This window comes from SAR202 cluster bacterium, from assembly GCA_016872355.1.
Lineage (GTDB): Bacteria > Chloroflexota > Dehalococcoidia > Lucifugimonadales > VGZY01 > VGZY01.
Window position 1 is genome coordinate 1 of the sequence record VGZY01000043.1, and the last position, 25,311, is coordinate 25,311.

Annotated in this window: 22 protein-coding genes and 2 pseudogenes; 15 read left to right on the forward strand and 9 right to left on the reverse strand. The window is 61.3% G+C overall.

Features of this window, described 5'->3' with window-relative positions; genetic code table 11:
• Positions 1 to 449: 449 nt before the first annotated feature.
• The 6 genes from FJ319_09710 to pheS all read right to left on the reverse strand — a co-directional run bounded on the left by FJ319_09710 (position 450) and on the right by pheS (position 6,393).
• Positions 450 to 914, reverse strand: coding sequence for a hypothetical protein (locus tag FJ319_09710; GenBank protein MBM3934562.1), 465 nt, complete (start codon positions 912 to 914; stop codon positions 450 to 452).
• 57 nt (positions 915 to 971) lie between these two features.
• Positions 972 to 2,231, reverse strand: a complete 1,260-nt coding sequence (locus FJ319_09715; GenBank protein MBM3934563.1) for a molybdopterin molybdotransferase MoeA — start codon at positions 2,229 to 2,231, stop codon at positions 972 to 974.
• Between the two features lie 51 nt (positions 2,232 to 2,282).
• The gene (locus FJ319_09720; protein ID MBM3934564.1) at positions 2,283 to 2,552 is read right to left on the reverse strand and encodes a type II toxin-antitoxin system RelE/ParE family toxin; all 270 of its coding nucleotides are present in this window, start codon (positions 2,550 to 2,552) and stop codon (positions 2,283 to 2,285) included.
• A complete protein-coding gene (locus FJ319_09725) occupies positions 2,549 to 2,755 on the reverse strand; it encodes a hypothetical protein (GenBank protein MBM3934565.1) in 207 nt (68 codons plus the stop codon). Before FJ319_09725 ends, FJ319_09720 begins: the two co-directional genes overlap by 4 nt.
• Positions 2,756 to 2,777: 22 nt before the next feature.
• Entirely contained in the window at positions 2,778 to 5,213 is a 2,436-nt protein-coding gene (locus FJ319_09730; GenBank protein MBM3934566.1) for a phenylalanine--tRNA ligase subunit beta, read from the reverse strand.
• Positions 5,214 to 5,340: 127 nt separating this feature from the next.
• On the reverse strand, positions 5,341 to 6,393 hold the full coding sequence (pheS, locus tag FJ319_09735) for a phenylalanine--tRNA ligase subunit alpha (GenBank protein ID MBM3934567.1): 1,053 nt from the start codon (positions 6,391 to 6,393) through the stop codon (positions 5,341 to 5,343).
• Between the two features lie 162 nt (positions 6,394 to 6,555).
• On the opposite strand from pheS, the gene FJ319_09740 reads away from it, so the two are divergent.
• The 6 genes and pseudogenes from FJ319_09740 (at position 6,556) to rpoD (ending at position 11,873) form a co-directional block, all read left to right on the forward strand.
• On the forward strand, positions 6,556 to 7,620 hold the full coding sequence (locus FJ319_09740; GenBank protein ID MBM3934568.1) for a deoxyguanosinetriphosphate triphosphohydrolase: 1,065 nt from the start codon (positions 6,556 to 6,558) through the stop codon (positions 7,618 to 7,620).
• Between the two features lie 15 nt (positions 7,621 to 7,635).
• On the forward strand, positions 7,636 to 7,884 hold the full coding sequence (locus FJ319_09745; GenBank protein ID MBM3934569.1) for a hypothetical protein: 249 nt from the start codon (positions 7,636 to 7,638) through the stop codon (positions 7,882 to 7,884).
• Positions 7,885 to 7,906: 22 nt separating this feature from the next.
• The gene (locus FJ319_09750; GenBank protein MBM3934570.1) at positions 7,907 to 8,248 is read left to right on the forward strand and encodes a hypothetical protein; all 342 of its coding nucleotides are present in this window, start codon (positions 7,907 to 7,909) and stop codon (positions 8,246 to 8,248) included.
• Positions 8,249 to 8,330: 82 nt separating this feature from the next.
• The gene (locus FJ319_09755; GenBank protein ID MBM3934571.1) at positions 8,331 to 10,103 is read left to right on the forward strand and encodes a DNA primase; all 1,773 of its coding nucleotides are present in this window, start codon (positions 8,331 to 8,333) and stop codon (positions 10,101 to 10,103) included.
• 210 nt (positions 10,104 to 10,313) lie between these two features.
• Positions 10,314 to 10,688, forward strand: a pseudogene (locus FJ319_09760) (hypothetical protein).
• 480 nt (positions 10,689 to 11,168) lie between these two features.
• Positions 11,169 to 11,873 (forward strand): annotated as a pseudogene (gene rpoD / locus FJ319_09765) (RNA polymerase sigma factor RpoD).
• Between the two features lie 114 nt (positions 11,874 to 11,987).
• Here rpoD and FJ319_09770 read toward each other — a convergent pair.
• Positions 11,988 to 13,181, reverse strand: a complete 1,194-nt coding sequence (locus FJ319_09770) for an HlyC/CorC family transporter (GenBank protein ID MBM3934572.1) — start codon at positions 13,179 to 13,181, stop codon at positions 11,988 to 11,990.
• A 167-nt stretch (positions 13,182 to 13,348) separates the two neighbouring features.
• Positions 13,349 to 14,725: a UDP-N-acetylglucosamine diphosphorylase/glucosamine-1-phosphate N-acetyltransferase gene (glmU, locus tag FJ319_09775; protein ID MBM3934573.1), complete on the reverse strand. Its 1,377-nt coding sequence runs from the start codon at positions 14,723 to 14,725 to the stop codon at positions 13,349 to 13,351.
• 273 nt (positions 14,726 to 14,998) lie between these two features.
• Between glmU and FJ319_09780 the strand changes: the two genes are divergently transcribed.
• The 9 genes from FJ319_09780 (at position 14,999) to FJ319_09820 (ending at position 23,891) form a co-directional block, all read left to right on the forward strand.
• Positions 14,999 to 16,033: a C-terminal binding protein gene (locus FJ319_09780; GenBank protein MBM3934574.1), complete on the forward strand. Its 1,035-nt coding sequence runs from the start codon at positions 14,999 to 15,001 to the stop codon at positions 16,031 to 16,033.
• A gap of 171 nt (positions 16,034 to 16,204) precedes the next feature.
• Positions 16,205 to 17,353 carry an inositol-3-phosphate synthase gene (locus tag FJ319_09785; protein MBM3934575.1) on the forward strand — a complete coding sequence of 383 codons (1,149 nt, stop codon included), beginning with the start codon at positions 16,205 to 16,207 and terminating at the stop codon, positions 17,351 to 17,353.
• 26 nt (positions 17,354 to 17,379) lie between these two features.
• On the forward strand, positions 17,380 to 18,519 hold the full coding sequence (locus tag FJ319_09790) for a glycosyltransferase family 4 protein (protein MBM3934576.1): 1,140 nt from the start codon (positions 17,380 to 17,382) through the stop codon (positions 18,517 to 18,519).
• A 135-nt stretch (positions 18,520 to 18,654) separates the two neighbouring features.
• The gene (locus FJ319_09795; protein ID MBM3934577.1) at positions 18,655 to 19,221 is read left to right on the forward strand and encodes a CDP-alcohol phosphatidyltransferase family protein; all 567 of its coding nucleotides are present in this window, start codon (positions 18,655 to 18,657) and stop codon (positions 19,219 to 19,221) included.
• 274 nt (positions 19,222 to 19,495) lie between these two features.
• A complete protein-coding gene (locus FJ319_09800; protein MBM3934578.1) occupies positions 19,496 to 20,254 on the forward strand; it encodes a glutaredoxin in 759 nt (252 codons plus the stop codon).
• 122 nt (positions 20,255 to 20,376) lie between these two features.
• Complete coding sequence (locus FJ319_09805; GenBank protein MBM3934579.1) at positions 20,377 to 21,828, forward strand: hypothetical protein; 1,452 nt, start codon at positions 20,377 to 20,379, stop codon at positions 21,826 to 21,828.
• A 115-nt stretch (positions 21,829 to 21,943) separates the two neighbouring features.
• Positions 21,944 to 22,870: a branched-chain amino acid transaminase gene (locus FJ319_09810; protein ID MBM3934580.1), complete on the forward strand. Its 927-nt coding sequence runs from the start codon at positions 21,944 to 21,946 to the stop codon at positions 22,868 to 22,870.
• A gap of 36 nt (positions 22,871 to 22,906) precedes the next feature.
• Positions 22,907 to 23,323, forward strand: coding sequence for a hypothetical protein (locus FJ319_09815; GenBank protein ID MBM3934581.1), 417 nt, complete (start codon positions 22,907 to 22,909; stop codon positions 23,321 to 23,323).
• Positions 23,259 to 23,891, forward strand: a complete 633-nt coding sequence (locus tag FJ319_09820; protein ID MBM3934582.1) for a phosphatase PAP2 family protein — start codon at positions 23,259 to 23,261, stop codon at positions 23,889 to 23,891. The genes FJ319_09815 and FJ319_09820 overlap by 65 nt, the downstream gene beginning before the upstream one ends.
• A 239-nt stretch (positions 23,892 to 24,130) precedes the next feature.
• Here the strand turns inward: FJ319_09820 and FJ319_09825 are convergent, their stop codons facing one another.
• Complete coding sequence (locus tag FJ319_09825; GenBank protein ID MBM3934583.1) at positions 24,131 to 24,478, reverse strand: hypothetical protein; 348 nt, start codon at positions 24,476 to 24,478, stop codon at positions 24,131 to 24,133.
• Positions 24,479 to 25,311: the final 833 nt, after the last annotated feature.

The following is a 25,311-nucleotide window of genomic DNA, read 5'->3' on the forward strand; positions in this document are numbered from 1 at the left end:
TCGCTTCTCAAGGACAGCGCTCAACACTACCGTTCGTTTAGCCTCTCTCTCGCTCATTGTCAGTTCTTTCATAGACTGACATTTTCACTGCTCCCTTAACCCCTGACACTATCACTGCACCAATGCACCCCGAGAACGCGCTAGCTTTACTACATTACTGTTTTGTTCTAAACTCTGGATGGAAGCGGAATCCGTCGGAGATTTCAGGAGGTAAATTTATGGCACGAGGCAACCGTCCCAAGGCCGAGGCGAAGAAGCCCAAAAAAGCACCGGTAAAGCAAGGCCCGACCTCGATGAACCCCGCAATGCCGGTCCCGGAAGTCCAGGTGATCAAGAAGAAGCGTAAGGACAGGGACGAGTAACGGTCCACCGACAAGTGCAAGAGAAAGAAAATGGCCCCGGCAAGCCGGGGCCATTTTCTTTGTTTGAGACCCTTGGTCCTTCTTGCTCTACCTGCGGCGCTCCGGCTTTCCCGACCGGGCCGGCGCGGGGGCGACGGCCTCCTGCTCATCTGCCCAAACGATTGAATAGCCCTCAGAATGGTCCAGTATCTTCGCCACCGTTTTGGCCGCAATATCGCGGGGGTATGCGCTCATCGACCAGCGGGCCATCAGGGCGTCGCTGACCTCTCGAGCGGTCATTGGGCCATTGCCGTTCGCGAGCAAGGTGCGGAAGATGGCCTCCTTCAGCGGCGTGTCAGGGAGCAGGTAGTCCGGCGTGCCCGCGCACTGGGCTACAATCTGGTCCACGTGGTCCTGCGGGTCCCCGCCGAATACCATTTCGCCTGTCAGCGATTGCTGGCATGCAAAGCATCTCCTTGCCGCGATAAAGGCGGACATAGCCTTGCGGCGGCCGCCGAACTCCTCACCCTCGAGATTGATGTGGTAGCGCCTGACCGTGCCGGTCTCTGCCATATGGAATTTCCCCTTTTTCGAAGCTGCGCCGGGCGCATTGACTCCCGGGCAAGTGTCTTAGAATACAGTCTCCGGCCAGTCGATCATCTGCACCGTCACCGTCTCGCCCGCGGCCTTCATAGGAACGTCGGAAGGGCAGATGGCAAGGCCGTTGGCTTTCGCCATGGAGGTCAACAGGTTGGAGCTCTGGTCGCCTGTGGGCCTGGCATAGTATACGCCATCGCGCTTCGTGATCACGGCGCGGGCGTAAACCCTCCGGCCGTCGCCGTTGTAGATGGGCCCATCCAGCACGGCCTGCACAGTTGGCCTTCGGGTAGTCGTGCGTCCCATCATCTTGTGAATGGCCGGTCTGCCGAATTGCTCGAAGGCCACCATGGAGCTCACCGGGTTCCCGGGCAAACCCAGCAGGGGCACGGTTCGGCCCCCGGGTCCCTTCAGGACGCCGAACGCCAGGGGCTTGGCCGGCCGCATGCGCACGGACCAGAACTCCATCCTGCCATGCTGGGCCAGCACGTCCTTCACTATGTCGTAGTCACCCTTGGAGACGCCGGCGGAAGTAATGAGTATATCAGACCCCAGCCCTTCCCAAATTTTGGCGTTTAACGAGTCCAGGTTATCTCGCGCGGTGCCTAGCAGCTTAGGAATGCCGCCGGCCTGTTTCACGGCTGCGCCGACGCTGTAAGAGTTGACGTTGTAGATCCTCCCCGGAAGCGGCGCCTCATCCGGCTCCTGCAGCTCGTCGCCGGTGGCCAGAATCGCGACGGATGGGCGGCGAATGACGCTCACGGAAGTGTAGCCAAGGGAGGCAAGCACGCCAACCTCGGCGGCGCGCACCACGGCGCCCTTCGCAAGGACGAGTTGCCCCCGGGTCACGTCCCTGCCCGCCTTGCGGACGTTGGCTCCGGCAAGCGCGGCGAATTTGACGCCGATGCTGTCCGGCGGCCCGCCGTGCAGCTTCCTCTCCGCCTCGTCCGTCTCCTCGAACGGGACGACGGCGTCGGCGCCCTGGGGCACCGGAGCGCCGGTCATGATCCGCACGGCCGCCCCGGCGACGACAGGAGTCGAGGGCATCTGGCCGGCTGCAACGGTCCCAATCACCCTGAGAACAACCGGAGTTGTCGCAGACGCCGACTTTACATCAGCCGCCTGGACCGCGTAGCCGTCCATTGAGGAGTTGTCCAGCGGCGGTATGTCGAACCGGCCGACGATATCCTCAGCGAGCACCTGGTCGACGGAGTCCAGGATAGGCTGCTGCTCCGGCTCAAGAACGCCGAAGAAGCCCAGGATCCGCTCCAGGGCCTCTTCGACGCTCAGCATCGACTCGTGATGGTGGCTATGACCGTGCTGGTTCAGCGCTGTTGCTCCACGCTATTTTCGCTTCTTATAAACACTTTGCCTGTGTTCGATGCGGTATACGCGAACCGTCATTGTCCCCACATCGATCGTGTAAAGAATTCGATAGTCCCCGACGCGCACCCTCCAACCGTTCTCCGTCTTGCCGTGGAGTTTCAAGGCTCCAACTGGACGCGGCTCCTCTTTCATCCGCGAAAGAGCAGCGTCGACCCTGTGGATCATTGACGACGGCAAGCCCAGCAAGTCGCGCTCGGCTGCTCGGCTGAGCTCGACGTTGAAAGTCAAAGGCGACCTGCCTGCTTCAACTCCTCACGAATGGTGCTGTAATCCCTGAACTCCGTTTCCGTCCTGACGGCCTTATCCAGCACCAGCGCATCTTCAAGGTCTTCAATGCGCCGCACCATGTCCTCATATTCTGAGATACTCAGCAACACACTCTTCGTCTTGCCTTTGGCATCAACCAGATACTGGCGTGTGCTCTTTCCCATTGCACTTACCTTCCTGATCTACTTATCCCCTCAACTCCGCTCCGAGCTCCTTCTGGAGCTGCCTCAGCAGGCCTGCCACCGTCTTGTCCACCAGGTCAGACGTCAGTGTAGCAATCTCCGACTGGAAGACGATACGGAAGGCTATGGACTTCTTGCCATCCGGAACGCCCTTGCCGGTGTAAACGTCAAAGGGCGCGCTGCGCTTGACGAGCTTGTGGCGGTCGATGATCGCCTGTATCTTCGCCGCGGGGACGGCGACGTCCACGATGATCGCCATGTCGCGGTCCGCCTCGGGGAAGCGGCTCAAGCCGGAGAAGATGTCCCTTGAGCCCTTTACCGCTACGAACAGCTCCGACATATCGATCTCGAACATGGTCACGGGAAGCTGGCCCAGGTCCAACTGGTCGAGCATGCTCGGGTGCAGTTCGCCGAGGATTCCCACCGGCTTGCCCTTCAGGAGGACCCGCGCAGTCTTGCCCGGGTGAGTGATGGCGTCCGTGGCGGGCTCGAAGGTCGCCTGCGCCTTCAGCGATTCGAATACCGCCTCCAGCACGCCCTTGCCGTCGTAGAAGTCCATGTTCTGCTCGGTAGCGCGCCAGCTTGTTGAAAAGCGCGGCCCGGACAGGACGCCAACCAGCATTTCGCGCTCGTCCGGAAGGTCGCGCTCCTTCGCCTCGGCCTTCGGGATGTAGACACGCCCGATTTCGAACAGGCGCAGCCCCTCGCGCTGGGAGACGCGCCTGTTTCCGGCGAGCGCGCCCAGGACCGAGCCGCGCAGGCTGGTGCGCATATACGCCTGGTCCTTGCTCATCGGGTTGAATATCTTCACCGGCTCAGGGCCGCCGTTCATAGCGCCGACCTTCCTGAGCGTCTCCATGTCCGTTGTGGGGTACGTGACCACCTCCTGCAAGCCGGCGGCGACCATCAGGTCCTTCACGCGCTCGCGCAGGTCGCGGTCCGGCCGGCCCACGTGCTGAGGTATCGGCGTCGAGAGCATCTTCGTGGGCACGGTGTCGTAGCCGGTGACGCGCGCCACCTCCTCTACGATGTCCTCTTCTATATTGATGTCCGCTCGCCAGTAGGGCGGCTTCAGGTGGAGCACGTCCGACTTTCCGACCGGCCGCACTCCGACTTCGAAGCCGAGAGAGGTCAGGACGCGCTCTACGTGTTCGGCCGAGTAGTCCACACCGAGCACGCGACGGATCTTGTCCATGCTCAGGCGGTGCATCGCAGGCTCTCGCCTGCCGGGATAGACGTCGATTACGCCCTTCGCGGCCTGCCCGCCCGCAACCTCCAGTATCAGCTTCATAGCCCGGGCCAGCGCCAGCGGGACCATTTCCGCGCGGACACCACGTTCAAAGCGATAGGACGCGTCTGTGCGCAGGCCGAGCGCCGCCGCGGTCTTGCGCGTGTTGATCGGGTGGAAACTGGCCGACTCCAGGATGATGGCCGCCGTCTGCTCGGTCACACCGCTGTCCTTGCCGCCCATCACACCCGCGAGCGCAATTGCGTCCTTCGAGTCGGCTATCACCAGCATCGGCGGCTTCAGGGTGCGCTCCACGCCGTCAAGCGTTGTAAACTTCTCGCCCGAGCGAGCCGGCCGCACAACTACAGTCTTGTCCTTCACCTTCGAGAGGTCGAAGGCGTGCAGCGGCTGGCCGTGCTCCAGCATTACGTAGTTAGTCACGTCCACGACGTTGTTAATCGAGCGCTGGCCGGCCTTCTCGAGCACGTCCACAAGCCACTTCGGCGACGGGCCAACCTTCACGTCCGTGATGAGCCCTGCGGCGTACCGGGAGCACAGGGATGCATCGTCTATGACGACTTTGACCTCGCCGGATATCGCCAGCCCGGTGGCCGGGTAGTCCCGGTTGGGCTCTGTGACCTTCTGGCCGGAGAAAGCCGCCACCTCGCGGGCGATGCCCAGAATGGAGAGGCAGTCCGGCCTGTTCGGCGTGACAGCCGCCTCCATCACTACGTCGCCCAGGTAGTCCTTCACGGGCACACCGATGGGCGCTTCGGGATCGAGCACCATAATGCCGGGAGACTCCTCCGCAAGGCCAAGCTCCCGCTCGGAGCAGACCATGCCGGCGGAGACCACGCCGCGTATGGTGGAAGCCTTCAGCGGCTCCACCTTGTTCGTCTTGTTGCTCAGGAGCATTGCCCCTTCCCTGGCGAAGACGATCTTCTGGCCCACGGCGAGGTTCGGCCCGCCGCAGACAACTTTGACGGTCTCACCGTTGCCCAGATCGACCGTGGGCAGGCGGAGGCGGTCGGCGTTGGGGTGGGGCTCCACAGCGAGCACGTGGCCCACAACCAGCTTGTCCCGGTCCCAGGTCGCGCCGATCTCCTCGACGGAGTCGACCTCGATGCCGTTCATCGTCAGCCGGTGCGCCAGGTCCTTCGGCGCCATGGTCACCGGCACATACTGCTTCAACCAGGAAATGGGTACTTTCATTGGAACCTCAGAGAGGGATAACGCATAGTCGTCTCCTGTAGCCCGCGCGATTCATCGCGCCCGTCCTGGTCACCGGTACTGACCGTAAGCGACCCAGGCCCCGATGGAATCGGGGCAGGCTACAACATCAAAACTGCTTCAGGAAACGCATGTCGTTGGAGTAGAAGTGGCGAATATCATCGATGCCGTACTTGAGCATCGCGATGCGCTCCACTCCCATGCCGAATGCGAAGCCGGTGTACACCTCGGGGTCGTAGCCCACGCCGCGCAGCACGTTCGGGTGCACCATGCCGGCGCCCATGATCTCCAGCCAGTCCTGGTCGCGCTTGATGGGGCGGACGCCGTTGACCTTGAAGTTGGAGATAGCCATGTCCACGCCGGGCTCAACGAACGGGAAGTAGTCGCACCGGAAGCGCACCTGCCGGTCCTCGCCGAATATGCGGCGCGCGAACTCGAACAGCGTGCCCTTGAGGTCGGCGAAGGTCACGCCCTTGTCGACGACCAGCCCTTCGATCTGGTAGAAGTGCCATTCGTGCGTGGCGTCCGTGGCCTCGTAGCGGTAGCACTTGCCAGGGATCACTACGCGGATGGGAGGCTGCTGCTTCTCCATGATGCGCGCCTGCATGGGCGATGTGTGCGTCCGCAGAAGCATGGGCCGGTAGCCCGCCTCGTCCGTGTGGTCGATCCAGAGGGTGTCCCACATGTCGCGGGCGGGATGGTCCTTGGGGATATTCAGCGCGTCGAAGTTGTAGCGGTCCCACTCAATCTCGGGGCCTTCCTCCACCGCGAAGCCCATTCCGCGGAACGCCTCGCAGATTTCGCGGAGCATGCGCGTGGTGGGGTGGAGCCCGCCGTGGGGCACCGGCCAGCCGGGGAGAGTAACGTCTATCCGCTCGCGCTCTACCCTGCTGACAAGCTCCGTCTCGCGGACGGCCTTCTCGCGGGCGGCCAGCGCCTCTTCAAGGGCGGCCTTCACCTGGTTGGCGGCGGCGCCCACGGACCGGCGCTCTTCGGGCGAGAGGCCCCCGAGGCCCCGCAGCACCTGTGTGACCTTGCCGCTCCGGCCGAGGTACCCAACCCTCCAGCGTTCGACTTCTTCGATGCTCCCGGCTGCTTCAAGCTCTTTGATGGCCTGTGCCCGGAGCTGCTCAACGGCGCCTGCGCCAGCGGTCTCAGTCACGGATTACCTCGTCCATTAAGGCGGTCTTCGACGTATGGATAATTATAGGTATGGCTTCAGAACACGGTCAAGGAAGGCCGTTGCGTGTCTGGAGGCGGGGCGCTTCCCTAACTGGTATCATTATGCAACCCATACTTGTGCGCGCTATGCGGGTGACCACTGGTGAACATCCCGGAGTCCGTCCGAAACAGGCTTGAAGCGAGGGAGGAGACCCTCTCCCCTTACGCTTCGAGATCGCGCAACAGCACGCGGGAACGGCATGACGAGCCGTCCCTGATACGCACCGAATTCCAGCGAGACCGCGACCGGATCATCCATACGAAGGCTTTCCGGCGGTTGAAGCACAAGACGCAGGTCTTCATCGCCCCGCTCGGGGACCACTTCGTCACACGGCTGACGCATACGCTGGAAGTATCGCAGATCGGCCGGACGATTGCGCGGGCGCTTAACCTCAACGAGGACCTCACCGAGGCGATGACCCTGGGCCACGACCTCGGTCACACGCCCTTCGGGCACATCGGCGAGGACGAGCTTGCGAAGCTCCACCCGGACGGCTTCCGCCACGCTCAGCAGAGCCTCAGGATTATCGAGCACCTGGAGAAGGACGGGCTGGGCCTTAACCTTACGGGCGAGGTCCGCCACGGAATTGCCAACCACTCGAAGCCAAAGGGCGACTTCCTGGGCATCACCCTGCCGGAAGGGCTATCGCTGGAGGGGCAGATCTGCCGCATCGCGGACGCCGTCGCGTACCTGAACCACGACATCGGCGACGCCGTGCGCGCCGGCGTGCTGCAGGAGACCAGCCTTCCTGCCGCCGCCGTGAGAGTGCTGGGGACACGCCATTCTCAGCGCATCGACACGATGGTAACGGACATCGTAGCCACATCCTGGGCGGCGACGGGCGAGGACGGTGTCTCCTCCGGCGAGCGGCCCGTGATCACGATGAGCCCGCGCGTCCGCGATGCCGTGATGGCAATGAGGGACTTCATGTTCGAGCGCGTATACATGCCGGAGGACACGACGGAGGAAGGCAGGACCGCGCGCGCCATCATCCGCCTGCTCTACCGGTATTTCGAGGACAACCCGGGGCTTATCCCGGCCGAGTACGGCACGCACGACCGCGCCATCGTGGACCACATCGCCAGCATGACGGACCTGTACGCGCTCCGCCTGGCTGAGCAGATACAGCCCGGTATCGCAAAAGGCCTGAGCCGCGCAATTGCATAGAATCGAGGAGCCGAATTGACGCCTACCGACAGGCTTCGCGTCCGGATGGTGCAGAACCAGATGAAGCTGATCCAGGAGCACCTGGAGGCGATGAGCCGCGACTCCCACGGCATGGAGTACCGCCCGTGGAAGAATGAGGTGGACAGCCTCTGGAAGTCGCTCTTCGAGCAGGTTGGCGGCATGACGCCTGAAACGCAAAAGGCGTCCCTTGAAATGGTCCGCACGCTATGGATGATGTATCTGTCCCACTATGGGCAAGGATGAAGACAGGGTACGGAGGTGAACATTGACTGATTTCACGCCGCTCGACCCGGAGACGCAGCACGCGCAGCAGATGGCGCTGATGGCGCACCAGGTCGTCATCAAGCTGAAAGAGATGGGCCTGCCTGAGGACTACGACGATGAGCTGGCCGCGGTCTGCACAGACCTCGGCGACCTGTGGGGCGCCGGCAAGGCGCTCTCCGACAGGCTTGAGAAGATGCTCAAGTCCCCCGCCAATTGGGAACACGTAGCTAACTCCCTCGTAGACCTGCGCGCTGTCGTGGACCACATGGCGTGGCACATCAACAGCATCAAGGAGCCTATGGAGAAGCTGGCAACATATGCGTACCAGAAAGAACAAGGATGAATTATGAAGTATGAATGATGAAGTGGAATCCGAGGGACCGAGTACTTCATACTTCATAATTCATCATTCATAATTTCGCCCTATGTCAGCAGTTGATGAAATAAAGGCCCGCCTGGACATCGTGGATGTCATCGGCGGTTACGTCCAGCTACAGAAAGCCGGGCGCAACTTCAAGGCGCGCTGCCCCTTCCACAACGAAAAGACCCCCTCCTTCATCGTCAACCCGGAGCGCCAGTCCTGGCACTGCTTCGGCCAGTGCGGCGTCGGCGGCGATGTCCTCGGCTTTGTCATGCGGCAGGAGAAGCTGGACTTCGGCGAAACGGTCAAATTCCTGGCGCAGAAGACCGGCGTCGTCCTCCAGGACAAGCGCACCACCAGCCGCAACGACTTTCTCTATCGCGTGAACCAGGAGGCGGCGCGCTTCTACCAGCAGGTGCTCGCCTCGCCCGAGGGGCAGGAGGCGCGCGATTACATTGCCAAGCGCGGCGTGAACGCGCAGATCGCCGAGGCGTTCCAGCTTGGAATGAGCCCGCGCGGTCGCGACAAACTGAAGTCTCACCTCTTCTCGCTGGGCTTCAACCTGGACTACGCGATCGAGGCCGGCCTGCTCCGACGGAGCGACGACGGCAACGTGCGGGACTTCTTCTGGGGACGCCTCATGTTCCCCATCCACGACCGCGAGGGGCGGCCGATCGGCTTCGGCGGGCGCACGCTGGACGGCTCGGAACCCAAGTACCTTAATACCGCTGCCACGCCCGTGTTCGACAAGCGCGCGACCCTGTACGGGCTCCACAAGGCAGCCGCCGGCATTAAACAGGCCGGCGTGGCCGTGATAGTTGAAGGGTACATGGATGCGATGACCGCGCACCAGTACGGCTTCAGCAACGTCGTTGCCTCCATGGGCACTGCCCTCACCGAGTACCAGGTGGCGCTGCTGAAGGGCATGGCAAAGAGGTTCGTCCAGGCGCTCGACCCGGATACCGCCGGGCAGGAAGCGACGCGGCGCAGCCTGGACGAGGTGTACCGCATTTCCGAGCACCGGCAGCTGGGCCAGAAGGCGCAGTTCGAGCTTCGCATCGCAGTCCTGCCGCCCGGAATTGACCCTGACGAGGTAATAAAGCGCGATACAAAGGAGTGGGAGCGGGCGGTAGCCGAGGCCGTGGAGTATATGGACTTCTACATCGGCGCGATGGCACGCAGGCACGATCTGGCCACGCCGGAGGGCAAGGCGCTGGCTGCAGAGGCCCTGGCGCCGCTGATAGCCGCTGCGGAAGACCCCATAGCGCAGGAGAAGTACTTCAACCTCGCCGCAAAGACCATCGGCGTGAGCGCCGCTGCGCTGCAGGCCTACATGGGACGCGCGAGGCAAGACGCGCGCCGCAGGCCGGGCACAGAGTCCCGTCGGCCGCGGGCGGGGACCACCAGCCTCACGCCGTTCATCAACGACCGGCGCGACCCCCTCGAAGAGTTCATACTCGCACTTGTCCTTAGCCGTCCTGACCTGCGGGAAAAGGCGCGGGAAACGTCTCCGGAATTCTTCAGAATGTCGGAAAACCGCGAGGTATTTACCTGTTGGCAACGCTGCAATAGAATAGAAGAAGTCGCCGGCAGTCTGGATATCACCCTGCACGATCATCTGGCCCGCCTGGGCCGGATCGACATTACCCCCGATGGCGGCTCGGCGGAGCTGGCATTAACCCAGTCCCTCAAGCGGTTGGAGCTTCGTTACCTTCAGGAGCATCAGGAAGACCTTCTGGCATCCGAAGACATGACAGCGCCCCCTCCCAGAGAGATCGAGGAAGCAATCACCAGGTTAAATGCCCGCATGAAAGAGCTCTTCTCCCAACGCAACTGAAGGTCATTTGCCGGACGGAGCGATGGCGCCCCGAAAATACCTTGCGCTATTGCGTTCTTCGGGTTTCTGATTTCCCTGGCCGAAACTTGCTTTGGAAAGAAGCGTTTTAGTCCATAGCGATAATTTCATAGCATGGCGCGACATTTTACTGCTAATATCTTGGGTGTCCAGTCAAAGGGCTCGTTAAGTACGAAATGGGGTTGACAGTAAATGACCATCAAGCAGCGGCGCAAGCATGGGGGAGAAGAGTCATCCGAGGTTGTGGGTAAGATTGCCCCGGAAGCGGAGACTGAAGTCGCGCCCGTGAAGGAAGTGCCCCCAGTGGGAGCAGTGGAGGCGGTGGCCGAGGAGGACGACCCGGGGACCGCGACCACACTGGGTCCGGCCGCCGAGATGGCGGTCGACTTCCCCGGCGACGATCCCGCCGCGCTCGCTGAGGCAGAGGCGGACGCCCAGAGCGTCTGGCAACAGGGCCTCGAGTCAAGCGAGATGATTGACGACCCCGTGAGGATGTACCTCCGGGAGATCGGCCGCGTCAGCCTCCTCAAGGCAGCAGACGAACGTATTCTCGCCCGGAAGATGGAAGCATCCAAGCACATCCTGGGCATTGAGACCGCGCTGACGGCGCCGGACGGACGGGCGCCCCGCGCCTGGCAGATCGTGTACGAGATGCTCCGGCGCACGTGCGACTCCGAGCACGTCATCAAGGCCGTCAGCATCCGCGCAGGACTTGCCTCGGAAGGACGCACTCTCAAGGAGATCGCCAGCGACCCCAAAATCCGCGAGGCCCTTGACGGCGACCTGCCGGAGGACCTGGTCAAGCAGATTGAGGACATCCTCAACAAGAGCGCTGAAGAGGTAAAGGCAGGCATCCAGGCCGCCTCCATAAACAGCCGCCTGCTGCCCCCCGAGGTCATGGGGCTGGTCGGCGAAGACGCCACAATCGCGGATATCCGCCAGACGCTGGAGGACCCGGAGTTCCCCAAGCGGCTGGAAACGTTCGAGCTGGTCTTCTACGGCTTCCTGGCAAGGGCCAAGGCCGAGGGCCAGACGGCTCAGGGCCACCTGGCAGAGGCTAACCTTCGCCTCGTCGTCAGCGTGGCAAAGAAGTACATCGGCCGCGGGATGTCGCTGCTGGACCTGATCCAGGAAGGCAACATCGGCCTTATCCGCGCGGTCGAGAAGTTCGACTACCGCAAGGGCTACAAGTTCAGCACGTATGCCACATGGTGGATACGCCAGGCCATCACCCGCGCAATCGCGGACCAGGCCCGCACCATCCGCATACCGGTGCACATGGTGGAGACTATCAACAAGCTACTGCGCGTGAGCCGCCGCCTTGTACAGGAGTACGGCCGCGAGCCGACGAGCGAAGAGATCGGCGCCGGCATGGAGGTCACCCCGGAGAAGGTGCGGGAGATCCTCAAAATCTCGCAGGAGCCCGTTTCCCTTGAGACGCCTATCGGCGAGGAAGAGGACAGCCACCTTGGGGACTTCATCGAGGACCGCAGCACCCTTGCGCCCGCCGAGGCAGCCTCCTACCAGCTCCTCAAGGAGCAGGTAGACGACGTGCTATACACCCTCAGTGAGAGGGAGGCGCGAGTCCTCCAGCTCCGCTTCGGCCTGGAAGACGGCCGCAGCCGAACGCTGGAAGAGGTTGGCCGCGACTTCGGCGTCACCCGCGAACGCATCCGCCAGATCGAGGCCAAGGCGCTCCGCAAGCTGCGCCACCCCAGCAGGTCCAAGAAGCTGAGGGACTTCCTGGAGTAGGCAAGCGTACTGCACAAATGTAAAGAGGCCACCCGAATTGGGTGGCCTCTTAATTTGCGTATGGTTGCCACAATTGTCATTTGACAACTAACTTACACGATTATTGGAATACCCCTACCCTACGCCCGTCTCGCTCCTGGCGAGCTTTGTCACCCTCAACTGCTTCAGGCGGCGGCCCATCGTTGAGACAACCTCGATTCTTATGCCGTCGTACTCCACAACATCGCCGACCGTCGGTATCTTGCCGAGGCGGTCCTGCACAAAGCCGCCGACGGTGTCGTAGCCGTCGTTCTCCATTGTTACTTTCAGGATTTCGTTAAGGTCCCAGATGCTATAGCGGGCTTCTACCAGGAATTCCCCCTCGGACACCGTGGTTATCTCGGCCTCATGGGAATCGAACTCGTCCTGGATCTCCCCAACTATCTCCTCTAGCAGGTCTTCAATCGTCACGAGGCCGGATACGCCGCCATACTCGTCGACAACGATGGCCAGCTGGACGCGCTTTTCCTGGAACTCCTTGAGGAGCTCTTCCAGCGTCTTGACCTCCGGGATGAAGATCGCGGGACGAACAATCTCAGAAGTCAGGACTTCCGGTTTCGGCGCTGCGCCGTTGCTCTTGCTGAGCCTGTCCAGGATATCACGAGCGTAGGCGATGCCGACGATATGGTCCAGGTTGCCCTCGTAGACAGGGAGGCGACTGTGGCCGGACTCGACCATCTGCTCCGCAAGGCGCGTGATCGGCGTGCCGATCTCCGCGGCCACAATGTCCACGCGGGGGACCATTATTTCCCGCGCCATTGTTTCATCAAGCTCCACCACGCCGCGTATCATGCTGACAGTGCGCTGGTCTATTGGCTCGCCATCGGTGTGGATGTGGACCGGGAGCTCATCCGAGGCAGGCTCCTCGGCCACCTCAATAACCGTCTCGCCGTTGATTATGCGCTTCCGGCGGGCCGCCCTGGCGTCTATGGCCAGCACGGGGGACAGAATCGTCGTCAGTATGCGGGCCAGGCCGGCGGTAGCAAGTGCAATCGATTCGCCCGCACTGCCTGCAAATGCCTTGGCAACGGCGTGGACGACCGCCAGCAAGAGCACCACACCGACCGCGGCGGCGCCGATAAACATGGCGTTCGTCGGCTCCGGCCGGGCGATAACCATACCCGCGAGCAAGACGGTGAATGCGAGGGCGGCGAGTCTCAGAAGATAGACGGCGCCTTCGGGCCCTTTCGGGGCGTGTACGAGGTAGTCCAGGGCTTTAGCCCCGGGCTTCTTCTGGGCCACAAGAGACTGTACTCTGTCGAGGCGCATACCGGCCAGACTGGCCTCCCAGAGTGAAAGGACGGCGAAGACTACAAACGATGTGCCGAGCAGTATGAGTCGTAAACTACCACTATCCAAAGCTTAAAAACTCTCTCCTGATTTCAAATTGTGAAGTATGAATTACCGGAACTCTCAATTCATACTTCAGCCTTTTCCTAATGCTTGCACCATTCCGGGCACTCTTTAGGCGTCGTCCGCTTCGGGAACGGCTTGGCGGGCAGGCCGACGGCTACCGTGTAGGGACCGACATCTTTCGTAACCACCGCGCCCGCGCCAGTCATGGAACGTGCGCCTAGCGTTACCGGTGCGACCAGCATCGTATCACAGCCGAGCTTAACGTCATCTTCGATGATCGTTATGTGCTTGCGGATTCCGTCGTAATTCGTCGTGATCGTCCCTGCGCCGATATTTACGTTCTTGCCAACCCGGGCGTCGCCCATGAAGCTCATGTGGCCCATCTTCGTGCCACTGCCGATGCGGCTCCGACTAACCTCCGCGTAGTTGCCCAAATGGACGTGGCTCTCAATGTGACTTCCCGGCCTGACGTGGCCGAACGGGCCCAAGTCGCTGTCGCTCTCCATCGTCGAGTTTTCCATCGCCGACGCCTTTATCTTGCAGCGATCGCCGATCGTGGCGTTCTCAATGATCGAGTTCGGGCCGATCTCGCAGTCGGAGCCGATCTTCGTTTTGCCCCGTATGTGAGTGTTCGGGTGGATGATCGTATCCGCGCCGATCTCAATGTCGAAGTCGATGTAGACCGAGGCCGGATCGATCATGGTCACGCCGGCAAGCATCCACCTTTCGCGTATGCGCTTTCCGAGCGCCGCCTCGGCCTCAGCAAGCTGCACGCGGGTATTTACGCCCTGGACCTCCTGCACGTCCGCTGCTGCCATCGAGGCTACGATGCGCCTCTGCCGGCACGCCTCTTCGATCAGGTCAGTCAGGTATATCTCTCCTGACCTGGACGGCTTCAGCGCCTCAAGGACCGGCCACATCCAGGCTGCGTCAAAGCAATAGAGGCCAGTATTGATCTCGCGAACGGCCTTCGTTTTCTCGTCCGCGTCCGCCTCTTCCACGATGCGGGTAATTCCACCTGCGTCGTTCCGGACAATCCGTCCAAGGCCGTGTGGGTCAGGGACAAGTGCGGTAAGGACGGTCACGGCTGCTCGGGAGTCCGTATGTAGCTCCATGAGGCCGCGGAGGGTCTCCGCTCTGATGAGGGGGACATCTCCGTACATGAGGGCAAGGTGGTCCGCGCCGTTTGTTGCTGCGCGCGCCTGGAGAAGGGCGTGGCCGGTGCCACGCTGCTCCGACTGAACGGCGTAAGTTACAGAGGCGCCGAGGGAATCGCGGACAGCCTGGTGTTCGGGGGCGATCACAACCGTGGCCTGCTCAAAGCCAGCCTTCCTGGCCGTCTCCGCGACGAGGGACACCATCTCTTTTCCGCAGACGCGGTGGAGAACCTTGGGCAGGCGGGACTTCATGCGAGTTCCCTTGCCCGCCGCGAGGATAACGGCAGCATGTCTAGACATCTGCACCCCTTGGCAAGCCCCCCGGACCGGCTAATCTCACAGCTGTGTGAGGGGGTCGGGAGCTTGTCCGATGAAACACACAGCGCCTGGCGGTCAGGGCCGAAGGTCCCGCGTCAGGCGCTCTGGTATTATCTTGTCGCGTGCGTTTGTCCGAATCGTCCACTGTGAGTCCATGCTACCATCGGCAACATGGCCGGTCAAGTTGGCGATGCGGCGAATGCCATGTAAAATGCTGGCCAACACCGAACGAATCGCCACATCAGGAGCAGCACTATGGCCAAATTCAAGATCGTCTCCGAACCGGGCGGCGGCGTTAGAATGAACGTGCCGGGCAAGCCCTACGAATACGAGAAGGACGGCCTTGGCGGCGTGGACGCCGAGATTGTGGAAGCGCCGATAACCAGCGCGGAGGCGTTCCTCTCGGTGGCCAGGGACGCCGATGCCGTATATGCCGCCAATTTCCGAATAAGCCGCCAGGTGATCGAGGGGCTGCAAAAGTGCAAGATCATCGCCTGCGGCAGCGTGGGGACGGACGCCGTGGACCTGGTCGCCGCAACCGAGCGGTGCATTCCGGTGACAAACGACCCGGACACTTTCATAGAGGAGGTGGCGGACCACTCGATGGCGCTGCTGCTATCAATGTTCCGCAGGGTGACGCTAACGGACAGGATGGCGCGCGACGGCCGCTGGAGGGAAGCCAGGCCGTACCTCTACCAGTTCCCCCGCCTGTGGGGGCAGACGCTCGGCTTCGTCGCCTTCGGCAACGTTGCCCGGGCTACGGCGCTGCGCGCCGCCCCGTTCGGGGTGAAGATGCTCGCCTACGACCCTTACATCAGCGAGCTGAACATGACGCGGTACGGCGTGGAGCCGGTCGGCCTGAAAGAGCTGCTGCAGCGCTCGGACATTGTGTCCATGCACGCGCCCAACACACCGGAGACCTTCCACATGCTGCGCGAAGAGCACTTCCGGATGATGAAGCCGACAGCGCTCTTCATCAGCACCGGCCGCGGCTCCACCGTGGAGGAGAAGTCACTGATCAATGCGCTCCAGGAGGGGTGGATCGCAGGGGCAGGGCTGGACGTGCTGGAGGTTGAGCCGCCTGCGCCGGACAATCCCCTGCTCACGATGGAAAACGTTATCCTCACTCCGCACGTAGCCTCTGCCTCCGCCCGGATGGAGCCCGAGCGCCGCCGCCGCGTCGGCCGCGAGATCGCCCTTGTTCTCTCCGGTCGCCGCCCCATGGCGTGTGTGAACCCCACAGTGCTGGACAAGCTGCCGCTACTGAAATGGGTGCCGCAGCGAGGCTAGTGCTGCCGTGCTAGACCCCTACTCGCGAAGGTGTTAAAATCCCCGAGGGCTCTGGCGCGGTGTGTTAGTCCGCCGGCATACTATCCGGCGGTACATTCTGAAGTCGTGCGTCCCGATGGAATGGGGACGGATACGCCAGACTAAATCCTTTTACCACAAGGAAATGTTCGGTTGAGCAACAGCATTAACGTCGCTATCGTAGGTGTCGGTAACTGCGCCTCTTCTCTGGTGCAGGGCGTATTCAAGTACAAGGACCTGAAGGCCAACGACCAGGTGCCCGGGATCATGCACGCCGTACTGGGCGAGTACGGCATCGGCGACATCAACATCGTCGCCGCCTTCGATATCGATGCCAACAAGGTTGGCAAGGACCTCTCCGAGGCGATCTTCGCCGAGCCGAACAACACGATCAAGTTCGCGGACGTGCCCCACATGGGCGTGACCGTCCAGCGCGGCATGACCCACGACGGCCTGGGCAAGTACCTGTCCGAGATCATCAAGAAGGCCCCGGGCACGACGGAAGACGTTGCCAAGGTGCTCGTTGAGCGCAAGGTGGACGTGGTCATCAACTACCTCCCCGTTGGCTCCGAGGACGCCACCAAGTGGTACGTGGAGCAGGCGCTGCAGGCAAAGGCCGGCTTCATCAACTGCATCCCCGTCTTCATCGCCAGCAAAGGCGAGCAGGACTACTGGCACAAGCGCTTCAAGGAGGCGGGCGTGCCGATCATCGGCGACGACATCAAGTCGCAGGTGGGCGCTACGATCATCCACCGCGTCCTCACCCGCCTGTTCATGGACAGGGGCGTCAAGCTCGAGAGGACGTACCAGCTCAACTTCGGCGGCAACACCGACTTCCTCAACATGCTCGAGAAGGAGCGGCTGGCGTCCAAGAAGATCTCTAAGACGAACTCCGTCACATCGCAGCTCGACTATGACATGGGCGCGGACAACATCCACATCGGCCCCAGCGACCACGTGCCATGGCTCCATGACCGCAAATGGTGCTATATTCGGATGGAGGGCAAGAGCTTCGGGGACGTTCCCCTGAACGTGGAGCTCAAGCTCGAAGTGTGGGACAGCCCCAACTCAGCCGGCGTGGTTATCGATGCCATCCGCTGCATCAAGATCGCGAAGGACAGGGGCATGAGCGGCCCCATTCTTGGACCGTCCTCCTATTTCATGAAGTCTCCGCCCGTCCAGTACACGGACGATGTGGCGCGCGAGATGGTGGAGGAGTTCATTACCGGCAAGGATAGCGGCAAGGCTGCGAAGGCAGCAAGGCCGGTCCGCGCTGCAAAGAAGAAGGCGGCCGGTAGCTAGGGAGAAAAAAGGAAGGGCGCCGTGCCATGGAACGCCCATTGAAAATTGCACTCGTATCGGCCTTTGACTTTTCCGCTTTCGGCGGAGTCAACAGCCACATCAATGAGCTGGCCGCCCAGTTCAGGTCCTGGGGTCACACGGTTAAGGTAATCGCACCGTGTACGGACCCGGGCCTGATAAGGGATGAGAACTTCATTCCCATGGGGCGGCCAGTGCCTTTGCCCAGCCGTGGCTCCGTCGGCCGCGTTTCCGTCTCAGTATGGCTTCGGCCGAGCATCAAGCGCTTGCTTGAACGGGAGCGGTTCGACATCATCCACATGCACGAGCCGTTCGCCAGCTATGTACCCGTGGGCATCCTCAGCCAGTCGCGTTCCGTAAACATCGCCACCTTCCACGCCTACCCGGGCTCCCGCATGTACAACATCGGCGGGGCAAAGCTGGCAAGGCCGTACTTCGAGAAGTTGCACGGGCGGATCTCGGTCTCCAGGCCAAACCACGAATACATCAGCAAGCTCTTCCCCGCTGAGTACGAGATCATCCCTAACGGGATCAAGCTGGAGAATTTCGGCGACCATGTAGCTCCCCTGCCCCACCTGCAGGACGGCATGATTAACCTGCTGTTTTTCGGGCGGCTGGAGAAGAGAAAAGGTCTACGTATACTCCTGGCGGCCTACAGCCGGCTGAAGTGGGACTGGCCGAACCTGCGCCTGCTGGTAGTGGGCCGAGGGAAGCCTGACCTCGATTCGTATCGCATCCTCAGCGAGCGCAACCTTCGCGACGTTGTTTTTGTGGGCGGAGTCGCAGACACCGAAAAGGCGCGGTACTTCAGGTCCGCCGAAATCTACTGTTCGCCGGCGACCGGCGGGGAGAGCTTCGGCATCGTGCTGCTGGAGGGGATGGCCTCCAGCGTCCCCACGGTGGCATCGGACATAGAGGGTTACCGGCAGGTTATCACGCACGGCAAAGATGGGCTCCTCGTTCCACCGAAGGACGATGCCGCGCTTGCCGAGGCCATCGACCTGCTGCTGAAGGACAGGCAGCTGCGCGGGCGGCTCGGCGCCGCGGGGCGCCTGAGGGCGGAGGAGTTCCGCTGGGAAGTTGTGGCGGGCCGAGTGATGGACTACTACCGCGCATGCATCGACAGGACCGCGACGCTGGCCAGCTGAGTCCCACAAGCAGCGCGCTTCATCCATATCACTGTGCCTTTCGTTCGTTCCAATCCGCTCAAACCCTAAACCAATTCGCAGGTCAACACATTGCAGGTATTTCACGAATCGTCGCGCAAGTTCCTCGCCTCGTATCTGAGTGCAGTGGCCCGCGGTCTTAGCAGAGTAGGGCTGACGCCGAATGCCCTGACGCTCATCGGTCTTGGGATCGCCGGCTTGGCTGCCTACCTCACCGCAATTGGCCAGCTTGCAGCGGGCGGCGCCGTGGTGCTATTTGCCGGCGCCTTCGACATGCTGGACGGCGCTGTCGCGCGCCTCACGGGCAAGGCCAGCAACTTCGGCGCCCTGTTCGATTCCGTAATCGACCGCGCATCAGAGGCGGTCGTGCTGCTGGGCGTCCTGCTCTTCTACCTGGACACCGGTAATAACTGGGGGGCGGCCCTGGCATACGTAACCTTCGGCGGCTCGGTTATGGTCAGCTATGTCCGCGCACGGGCCGAGGGGCTAGGCATCGAATGCAAGGTGGGTATCATGACGAGGCCGGAGCGAGTCATCCTGACCGGCGCGGGGCTGATAGCCGCGCAGTTCTGGGCGCCGGCGATCACAATCGTTCTTGGAGTCATCGCCGTCCTGACAATCTTCACAACCATCCAGCGCATTATGGTGGTGGAGCAGCAGCAGGCGTCCAAACGCGAGGGGTAACGGGGCGGTCGATGGTCCCGCCGGGACCAGTGGGCGAATCGCGGACAATAAAGAATGCCTTGAGGATTGTGTACCAGTTTGGATGTGATCGTCCGCGAAGGCGGAGGTTTGGCGTCGTTCATCGCGGAGCGATGTACGCGCCCTCAGCGGCGAATTCATTCGCCCACCGCCCCAGTTGTCCCTTTTCCATCGCCGCCAAGCCTTCTTTTTGCCGTTGATACGGCCCTGCGCTACAATTGCTTATGTCATTCCTCAGTACGATGGTGAATGCGTCATGGCAATTCTTCAGCAGAAGGACAGGGAAGCCGTCCAGCGGAGGCTGGACGCGGAGATGGTCAACGAAGTTACCCTCACACTGTACACGCAGGCGAACCTTGGCATTTACGTGCCCGGTAGAGAGTGCCAGTATTGCGGGCCGGCTGAACAACTACTGGATGAGCTTGCCGGCCTGTCAACGAAGCTGGCCCTCAAAAAGGTGGATGTTCACAAGAGCACCCAGGGCGTCCGCGATAGCGGCATCGAGCGCATTCCCGCGATCGTCATCGGCCGCGGGGACAGTGAAAACGCGCGCTTCTACGGCATGCCGATGGGGCTGGAGTTCGCATCGTTCCTGGACTCCATCATCTCCGCCTCCAGGGAGCAGACAGCTCTGAAGGCTGACACCAAGGAGAAGCTCGCGGCGCTGGAAGGGCTAGACGAATACGTGCATATTCGCGTCTTCGTCACCCCCACCTGCGGGTATTGCCCGGGCATGGTCCGCATGGCGCACAATATGGCCTTTGAGTCCGGCAAGGTGCTGGCGGACGTTATCGAAGTGCAGGAGTTCCCTGAGCTGGCGCAGCACTACGACGTCCGAAGCGTGCCCAAAACGGTCATCAACGACAGCATAGAGCTGCTGGGAATGGTGCCGGAGGAGATGCTGGTCAAGGGCATCTATCACGCTATAGGGATAGACGTTTTCGAAGATGAAGGCGAAGAGCAGCAGGCCGGCGAGGACGCTGCGGAGACGCCTCAAACGACGACCGCGATATAGCAGGTCACGCGCGGAATGGCCCCGAGTCGGCGGGGCCTTTCTTTATCTGGCGGGAAACGTTATATACGTGTATATTGGGGCCCCAAACGGCGGAATTTTCGCGCTGAACCAAGGACGGATGGATGAAAAAGCACTCAATGGGCAGGTTGTTTACGGCCATATCAGCCGTTGCCGTGGCTACCGTGTCTGTGCTGGCCATGTTCCAGCCGTCAGACGTCCAGGCGCAGTCCGCAGGGCCGCTCCGGATTAACAGCAAGTCAATTGAAAGTGAGTTCCCGAGCGGCTTCCGGGCGAAAGTGGAAGCCGTGAGCGAGAACGAGATTACGAATGTTGCGCTGCGGTTCCGCGTCGGGCAGCGGGCCCATGGGGCCTACGAATACTTCCGGGCAGAGGACGGCGCCCGCCTGGCGCCCGCGAAAGAGATCAAGGCCGAGCTGTTCTGGCGAACGAGCGACTCATCCCGTTACATACCACCCGGCACGATAATCTCCTACAGCTTCGAGCTTGAGGACTCGAAAGGGAACAAACTCGCCACCGAGTTCGAGCAATTCGTCTACCACGACGCCCGATTCAAATGGGAAGAGATTTCCAAAGAGGGTGTGACCGTGGCTTATCACGGCCCCGTGAAGACGCGGGCGGAGATTTTGCTGGACACCACGGTTGAGACGCTCGCGGTCATGAAGCCGATACTTGGCGACGAATCGAACGACCCTATTCGTATGACGATGTACAACAACGTGCGAGAGATGCTGGACGCGTACCCGCCAATGTCTTCCACCATCAGCTCAGAGCTGATCACCGAGGGCCAGGCATGGGGGCAGGAGGGCGTTGTGCTCGTGCTCGGCGGCGGCGATTCGGCGCGCGGCACGGCATCGCACGAGGTGACTCATATCATCGTCCACAGGGTGGCGGACAGCACGCTCCGCAACGTCCCTTCGTGGATCAACGAGGGACTCGCGGAGTTCGGCAACGTCGAGCCCGGTTACTCCTACGACATCGCGGTGGAATTTGCCACCGGCACAGGCAGGCTAATGCCTGTTACCACCATGGCAGCGATGCCGGGAACGCCGGAGGACGTGATCATCTTCTACGGGCAGTCCAGGAGCATTGTCCGCATGATGGTCTTCAAGTACGGCCAGGAGAAGATGCGCAGCCTGATGGCCTCCCTCAAGGCCGGCAAGAGCATGGACGAAGCCCTCAAGGAAAACTACGGCGTCGACCGGATAGGGCTCTACAATGAATGGCTGAAGGAGCTGGATCTGCCGGAGTACGTGGCTCCGGACAGGGCGAGCGCGCTCCCGACAACCGTCGCCCAGGCCACCGTGACGCTGTACAACTTCGGCAACCTCTCCGGCTCCGGCACGCAACAGACGACGCCCTCGCCCACGGCCGCCGCGTCGCCGACTCCCCTGCCCTCTGCGACCGCAGCCCCGGCAGTCGCCACGCCCACACCCCCTGCCGCGACCGGCTCCGGCGGGTGCATGGCCGGCGCGGGCGTGACCGATCTCACCGTCTTCGGCTTCCTGGTAGGCATGGTAGGCCTTGGCATGAGGGGCAGGCTGAGAAAGCAGTAAGACCGCCATCCCGAAGGCAAAGTTGAGCCCGCGCGATTCGGCCGTTTGTATTGTCTTTCACAAGCGGCTGTGCATATAATTTGCCTCATCCTTAGCCAGCCCAAGGAGCCCTGCAATGCCGGAGTCCCTCGCCTATTTCCGAGGCAACTATGTCCCCCTTTCAGACGCCAGGGTAAGCATCATGACCCATGCCCTGCACTACGGCACGGCAGTTTTCGAAGGCATCAGGGGCAACTGGAACCAGGACCACGGGAAAACGTACGCGTTCAGGATGAAAGAGCACTACGAACGCTTCCTGCAGGGCTGCAAGATTCTCATGCTCAAAATCCCTTACAACGCGGACCAGCTTTGCGATATCACCTGTGAGCTCATCAAGCGCTCCGGCTACAAGCAAGACATCTACATACGCCCAATCGCTTATAAGAGCCAGGAGCTCGTGGCGAACCTCAAGCTCCACGAAATCGAGAGCGACTTCGCGCTGATTATCGTGCCGTTCGGAGCGTATCTGAAGGCCGACGGCGCAATCAGGTGCTGCACCTCTTCCTGGAGGCGCATCGATGATACGATCATCCCGCCCCGCGTGAAGATCGCCGGCCACTACGTCAACAGCATCCTGGCGAAGACGGAGGCGGTGCTGGCGGGCTTCGACGAGGCGATATTCATGAACCAGGACGGCAGCGTCTCCGAGGGAGCTGGCGAAAACCTGTTCATGGTCTCAAAGGGCGTCCTCTACACGCCGCTGGTGGCCGATAATAACCTGGTGGGGATCACGCGTGATTCCGTATGGACTATCGCTGAGAGGGAGCTCGGCATGAAGGTGGTGGAGCGCAGCATCCGCCGCAGCGAACTCTACCTGGCGGATGAGGTCTTCCTCACCGGCACCGCGGCGCACGTGACGCCGGTGGGCTCACTGGACAACCGTCCGATAGGCTCCGGCGAGATGGGTCCGGTCACGAAGGCTATTCGAGAGATGTACCTCGGCCTAATCAAGGGGAGCAACCCGAAATACCTTGGGTGGTGCATGCCGGTTATCCCCGGATAGCCCGACTATCTATCAGGAGGTGGGCCCAGAGGGGCAATGTTTTCCTTTTCGACCGATTACTATCTGATGGTTGCAGTGGCCGCATTCGGCGTCATCCAGATCGCGGCATCTATTGGAGGCCTCAGGGGTCTCCTTCTCTTCAAATCACCCGCGGTGACGCGGGTCCTCGGCGCTGCCCTCATCCTCGCGGCGCTCTACTGGTTTTTCTCATCGGCTCCAAGGAACATCAACGATTACGAAGGCGGGCTGGACGGCAACAGGCAGGCTGTTTACTTCCTGCTGGGGGCCATCACGGCCACAGCACTCACAGTGCTGGTCTCCTCTGCACGGAACTCTCGACTGGGGAAGGGTGTGGCGATAGCCCAGGAAGGGCTGGACGCCCTGCGGCATGCGAATTACCTGCGGGCGCTCAAGCGCACCATGGAGCAGAGGAGGAAGCATGGCGCGGCTTGATGAGCAGCTATTCCTCTGGATAAACGGCTTCGTGGGGCGCTGGCCTGTTTTTGACGGCGCAATGAAGGTGATCGTAAGCGATTACTTTGTGCCGGTGGTGATGTTCCTCTGCCTGCTCGGGCTGTGGTTCGCTGTTCGCGACCCCGCCTCCAGGCTGGCACACCAGAAGGCCGTCATAACTGTTATCGCCACAGTGCTTATCGCCAATTTTGCCATAGAGGTCATGAACGACTTCTACTTCAGGCCGCGGCCGTTCGTGGATAACCCGGTCTCGCTGCTGTTCTACAAGCCCACGGACTCTTCCTTCCCTGCGAATTCCGCGGCGTCCGCATTTGCCATTGCGGGGACGATTTGGGCCGTGAACAAGAAGATCGGCGCGGCGCTGGCGGTGTTGGCATTTATGTTCGCATTCGCCCGGGTATACGCAGGCGTGCACTACCCGCTGGACGTAACCGGCGGCGCGCTGATTGGAATGGCGGCGGCAATGCTCACAACGTGGGTGAAGGAGTTTACGGACCCGTTCCTGACGAAGTTGATAAAGGTTGCTCGGGCGCTCTGCCTCGCATAAACCGGAACGCGTTAAACAACACACCGGCACCCCTGCTTCCGCAGGGGCGCCGGTGTTCTTTGAGCGCAAAGCGGCCAGGCGCCGTAGCCGGGTGGGCGCTTCACATGCCTTCATTCGTAACGCTGGGCCGCGCCGGATAGGCTGAGTCATCAGGGCGCGCGTTCCATCTGCGAATGGACCCGATCGCATCCCATCAGCAAAGGCTGCGACAACCTGGCCGCGTAGAGCTTATGCCCGGCCTATCGCCAGGCGAGCATACCGTTACGCGCGGGCAGGATGGAGACCCTGTGGCCATCCTTGCACTTGTAACGCTGCTCCCTCACCTCCGGCCGCTTCCCGGAAAGGGAAGACTCCTCCATCTTCTGGTTGCAGAACGGGCACGTAACGTCGAATCCCACCCTGTTGCGGATGCGGACAAGACGGACCTGCGCGAGTGTCTCATTGAGCGCGGGGAAGTCTCCGCAGTAGCGCAGCACGTAACGAGTAGCGGCGCTGATGAGGTTCTTCCCCTTCTCGGCCCCGGACTCAACGGTCCGGGAATAGTCTACGAAGCCGCACTTGAGGCACTGCGGTTCTCCGTAGTTCACCAAAAGGCGGGCGCCGCATCGGAGGCAGCTTAGCTTGCTGCCAGCGGCGACTTCGGACCTGGAACCTGGAATTGCTGTAACAGTTCGTGAAATTTCAACTGGTTTTGCGGACAAGCTAACCATGGCGAACCTTCCCCCTGATCTGCATTGTTCTGAGCTTCACTGCAATGATCGACGGTTTGCCGGGTTACTACGCTATGTGCGGGACAGGTTGGCCTTTGCCTTGCGGTAGCCTCGCCGATTCCCCCGAAACGGTGAGGCCGGGCCATCCTTCGATTTCGCGTGTGCACCCCCGATTGTGGACTGACGACGTTCCCGATAAGAAGCGATAATGTTGGATTCCGGAACTAGATCGAGAGCCAGTCTTAGTGGAGCCTAAAACCCTTGCCGGAAGTCAGCACCCCCTTTCGTTCGTGATAGCCCTCAAAGGCGATTAGTCCCTGAAGACTATCCGAGAAATGTGCGGTGTTCGCATGGTACACGACACGCGCTTGACTTCGTCAAGGTGATTTCCAATATGTTTTTAAGACTTTTCCAAATTTGCGTCACAACTTTGTCACAAGGTACTTGCGCGCGTTTAAGGGTAAGGCCGCCGGCGGCCTGGAGTCCTTTCGGCATGTCAAGGGGCAGTGAATCTGTCAGTGTTTAGGGTGCAGTGATTTTGTCAGTACGGTTCGTCTCCATGGGTGGTCTGCAGCCGGCTTACGGGCGGTGGACTTAGCCGGATAGGGACTGAGTCCTCTCGCCCGAGGTTTCGGTTGAATTCCGGTGGGAGACTCCTGCGCTTCGGGTTTTGGCTGCTCACCGAGTGAAGATTGGGGATGAGAAAGGTC

Bases quoted from the DNA above. Each gene is read 5' to 3' on its own strand.
- FJ319_09710 (MBM3934562.1), bottom strand. From the start codon at position 914: ATGGCAGAGACCGGCACGGTCAGGCGCTACCACATCAATCTCGAGGGT.
- FJ319_09715 (MBM3934563.1), bottom strand. From the start codon at position 2,231: ATGCTGAGCGTCGAAGAGGCCCTGGAGCGGATCCTGGGCTTCTTCGGC.
- FJ319_09725 (MBM3934565.1), bottom strand. From the start codon at position 2,755: ATGGGAAAGAGCACACGCCAGTATCTGGTTGATGCCAAAGGCAAGACG.
- FJ319_09730 (MBM3934566.1), bottom strand. From the start codon at position 5,213: ATGAAAGTACCCATTTCCTGGTTGAAGCAGTATGTGCCGGTGACCATG.
- FJ319_09755 (MBM3934571.1), top strand. From the start codon at position 8,331: ATGTCAGCAGTTGATGAAATAAAGGCCCGCCTGGACATCGTGGATGTC.
- FJ319_09770 (MBM3934572.1), bottom strand. From the start codon at position 13,181: ATGCGCCTCGACAGAGTACAGTCTCTTGTGGCCCAGAAGAAGCCCGGG.
- glmU (MBM3934573.1), bottom strand. From the start codon at position 14,725: ATGTCTAGACATGCTGCCGTTATCCTCGCGGCGGGCAAGGGAACTCGC.
- FJ319_09780 (MBM3934574.1), top strand. From the start codon at position 14,999: ATGGCCAAATTCAAGATCGTCTCCGAACCGGGCGGCGGCGTTAGAATG.
- FJ319_09790 (MBM3934576.1), top strand. From the start codon at position 17,380: ATGGAACGCCCATTGAAAATTGCACTCGTATCGGCCTTTGACTTTTCC.
- FJ319_09800 (MBM3934578.1), top strand. From the start codon at position 19,496: ATGGCAATTCTTCAGCAGAAGGACAGGGAAGCCGTCCAGCGGAGGCTG.
- FJ319_09805 (MBM3934579.1), top strand. From the start codon at position 20,377: ATGAAAAAGCACTCAATGGGCAGGTTGTTTACGGCCATATCAGCCGTT.
- FJ319_09810 (MBM3934580.1), top strand. From the start codon at position 21,944: ATGCCGGAGTCCCTCGCCTATTTCCGAGGCAACTATGTCCCCCTTTCA.
- FJ319_09815 (MBM3934581.1), top strand. From the start codon at position 22,907: ATGTTTTCCTTTTCGACCGATTACTATCTGATGGTTGCAGTGGCCGCA.
- FJ319_09820 (MBM3934582.1), top strand. From the start codon at position 23,259: ATGCGAATTACCTGCGGGCGCTCAAGCGCACCATGGAGCAGAGGAGGA.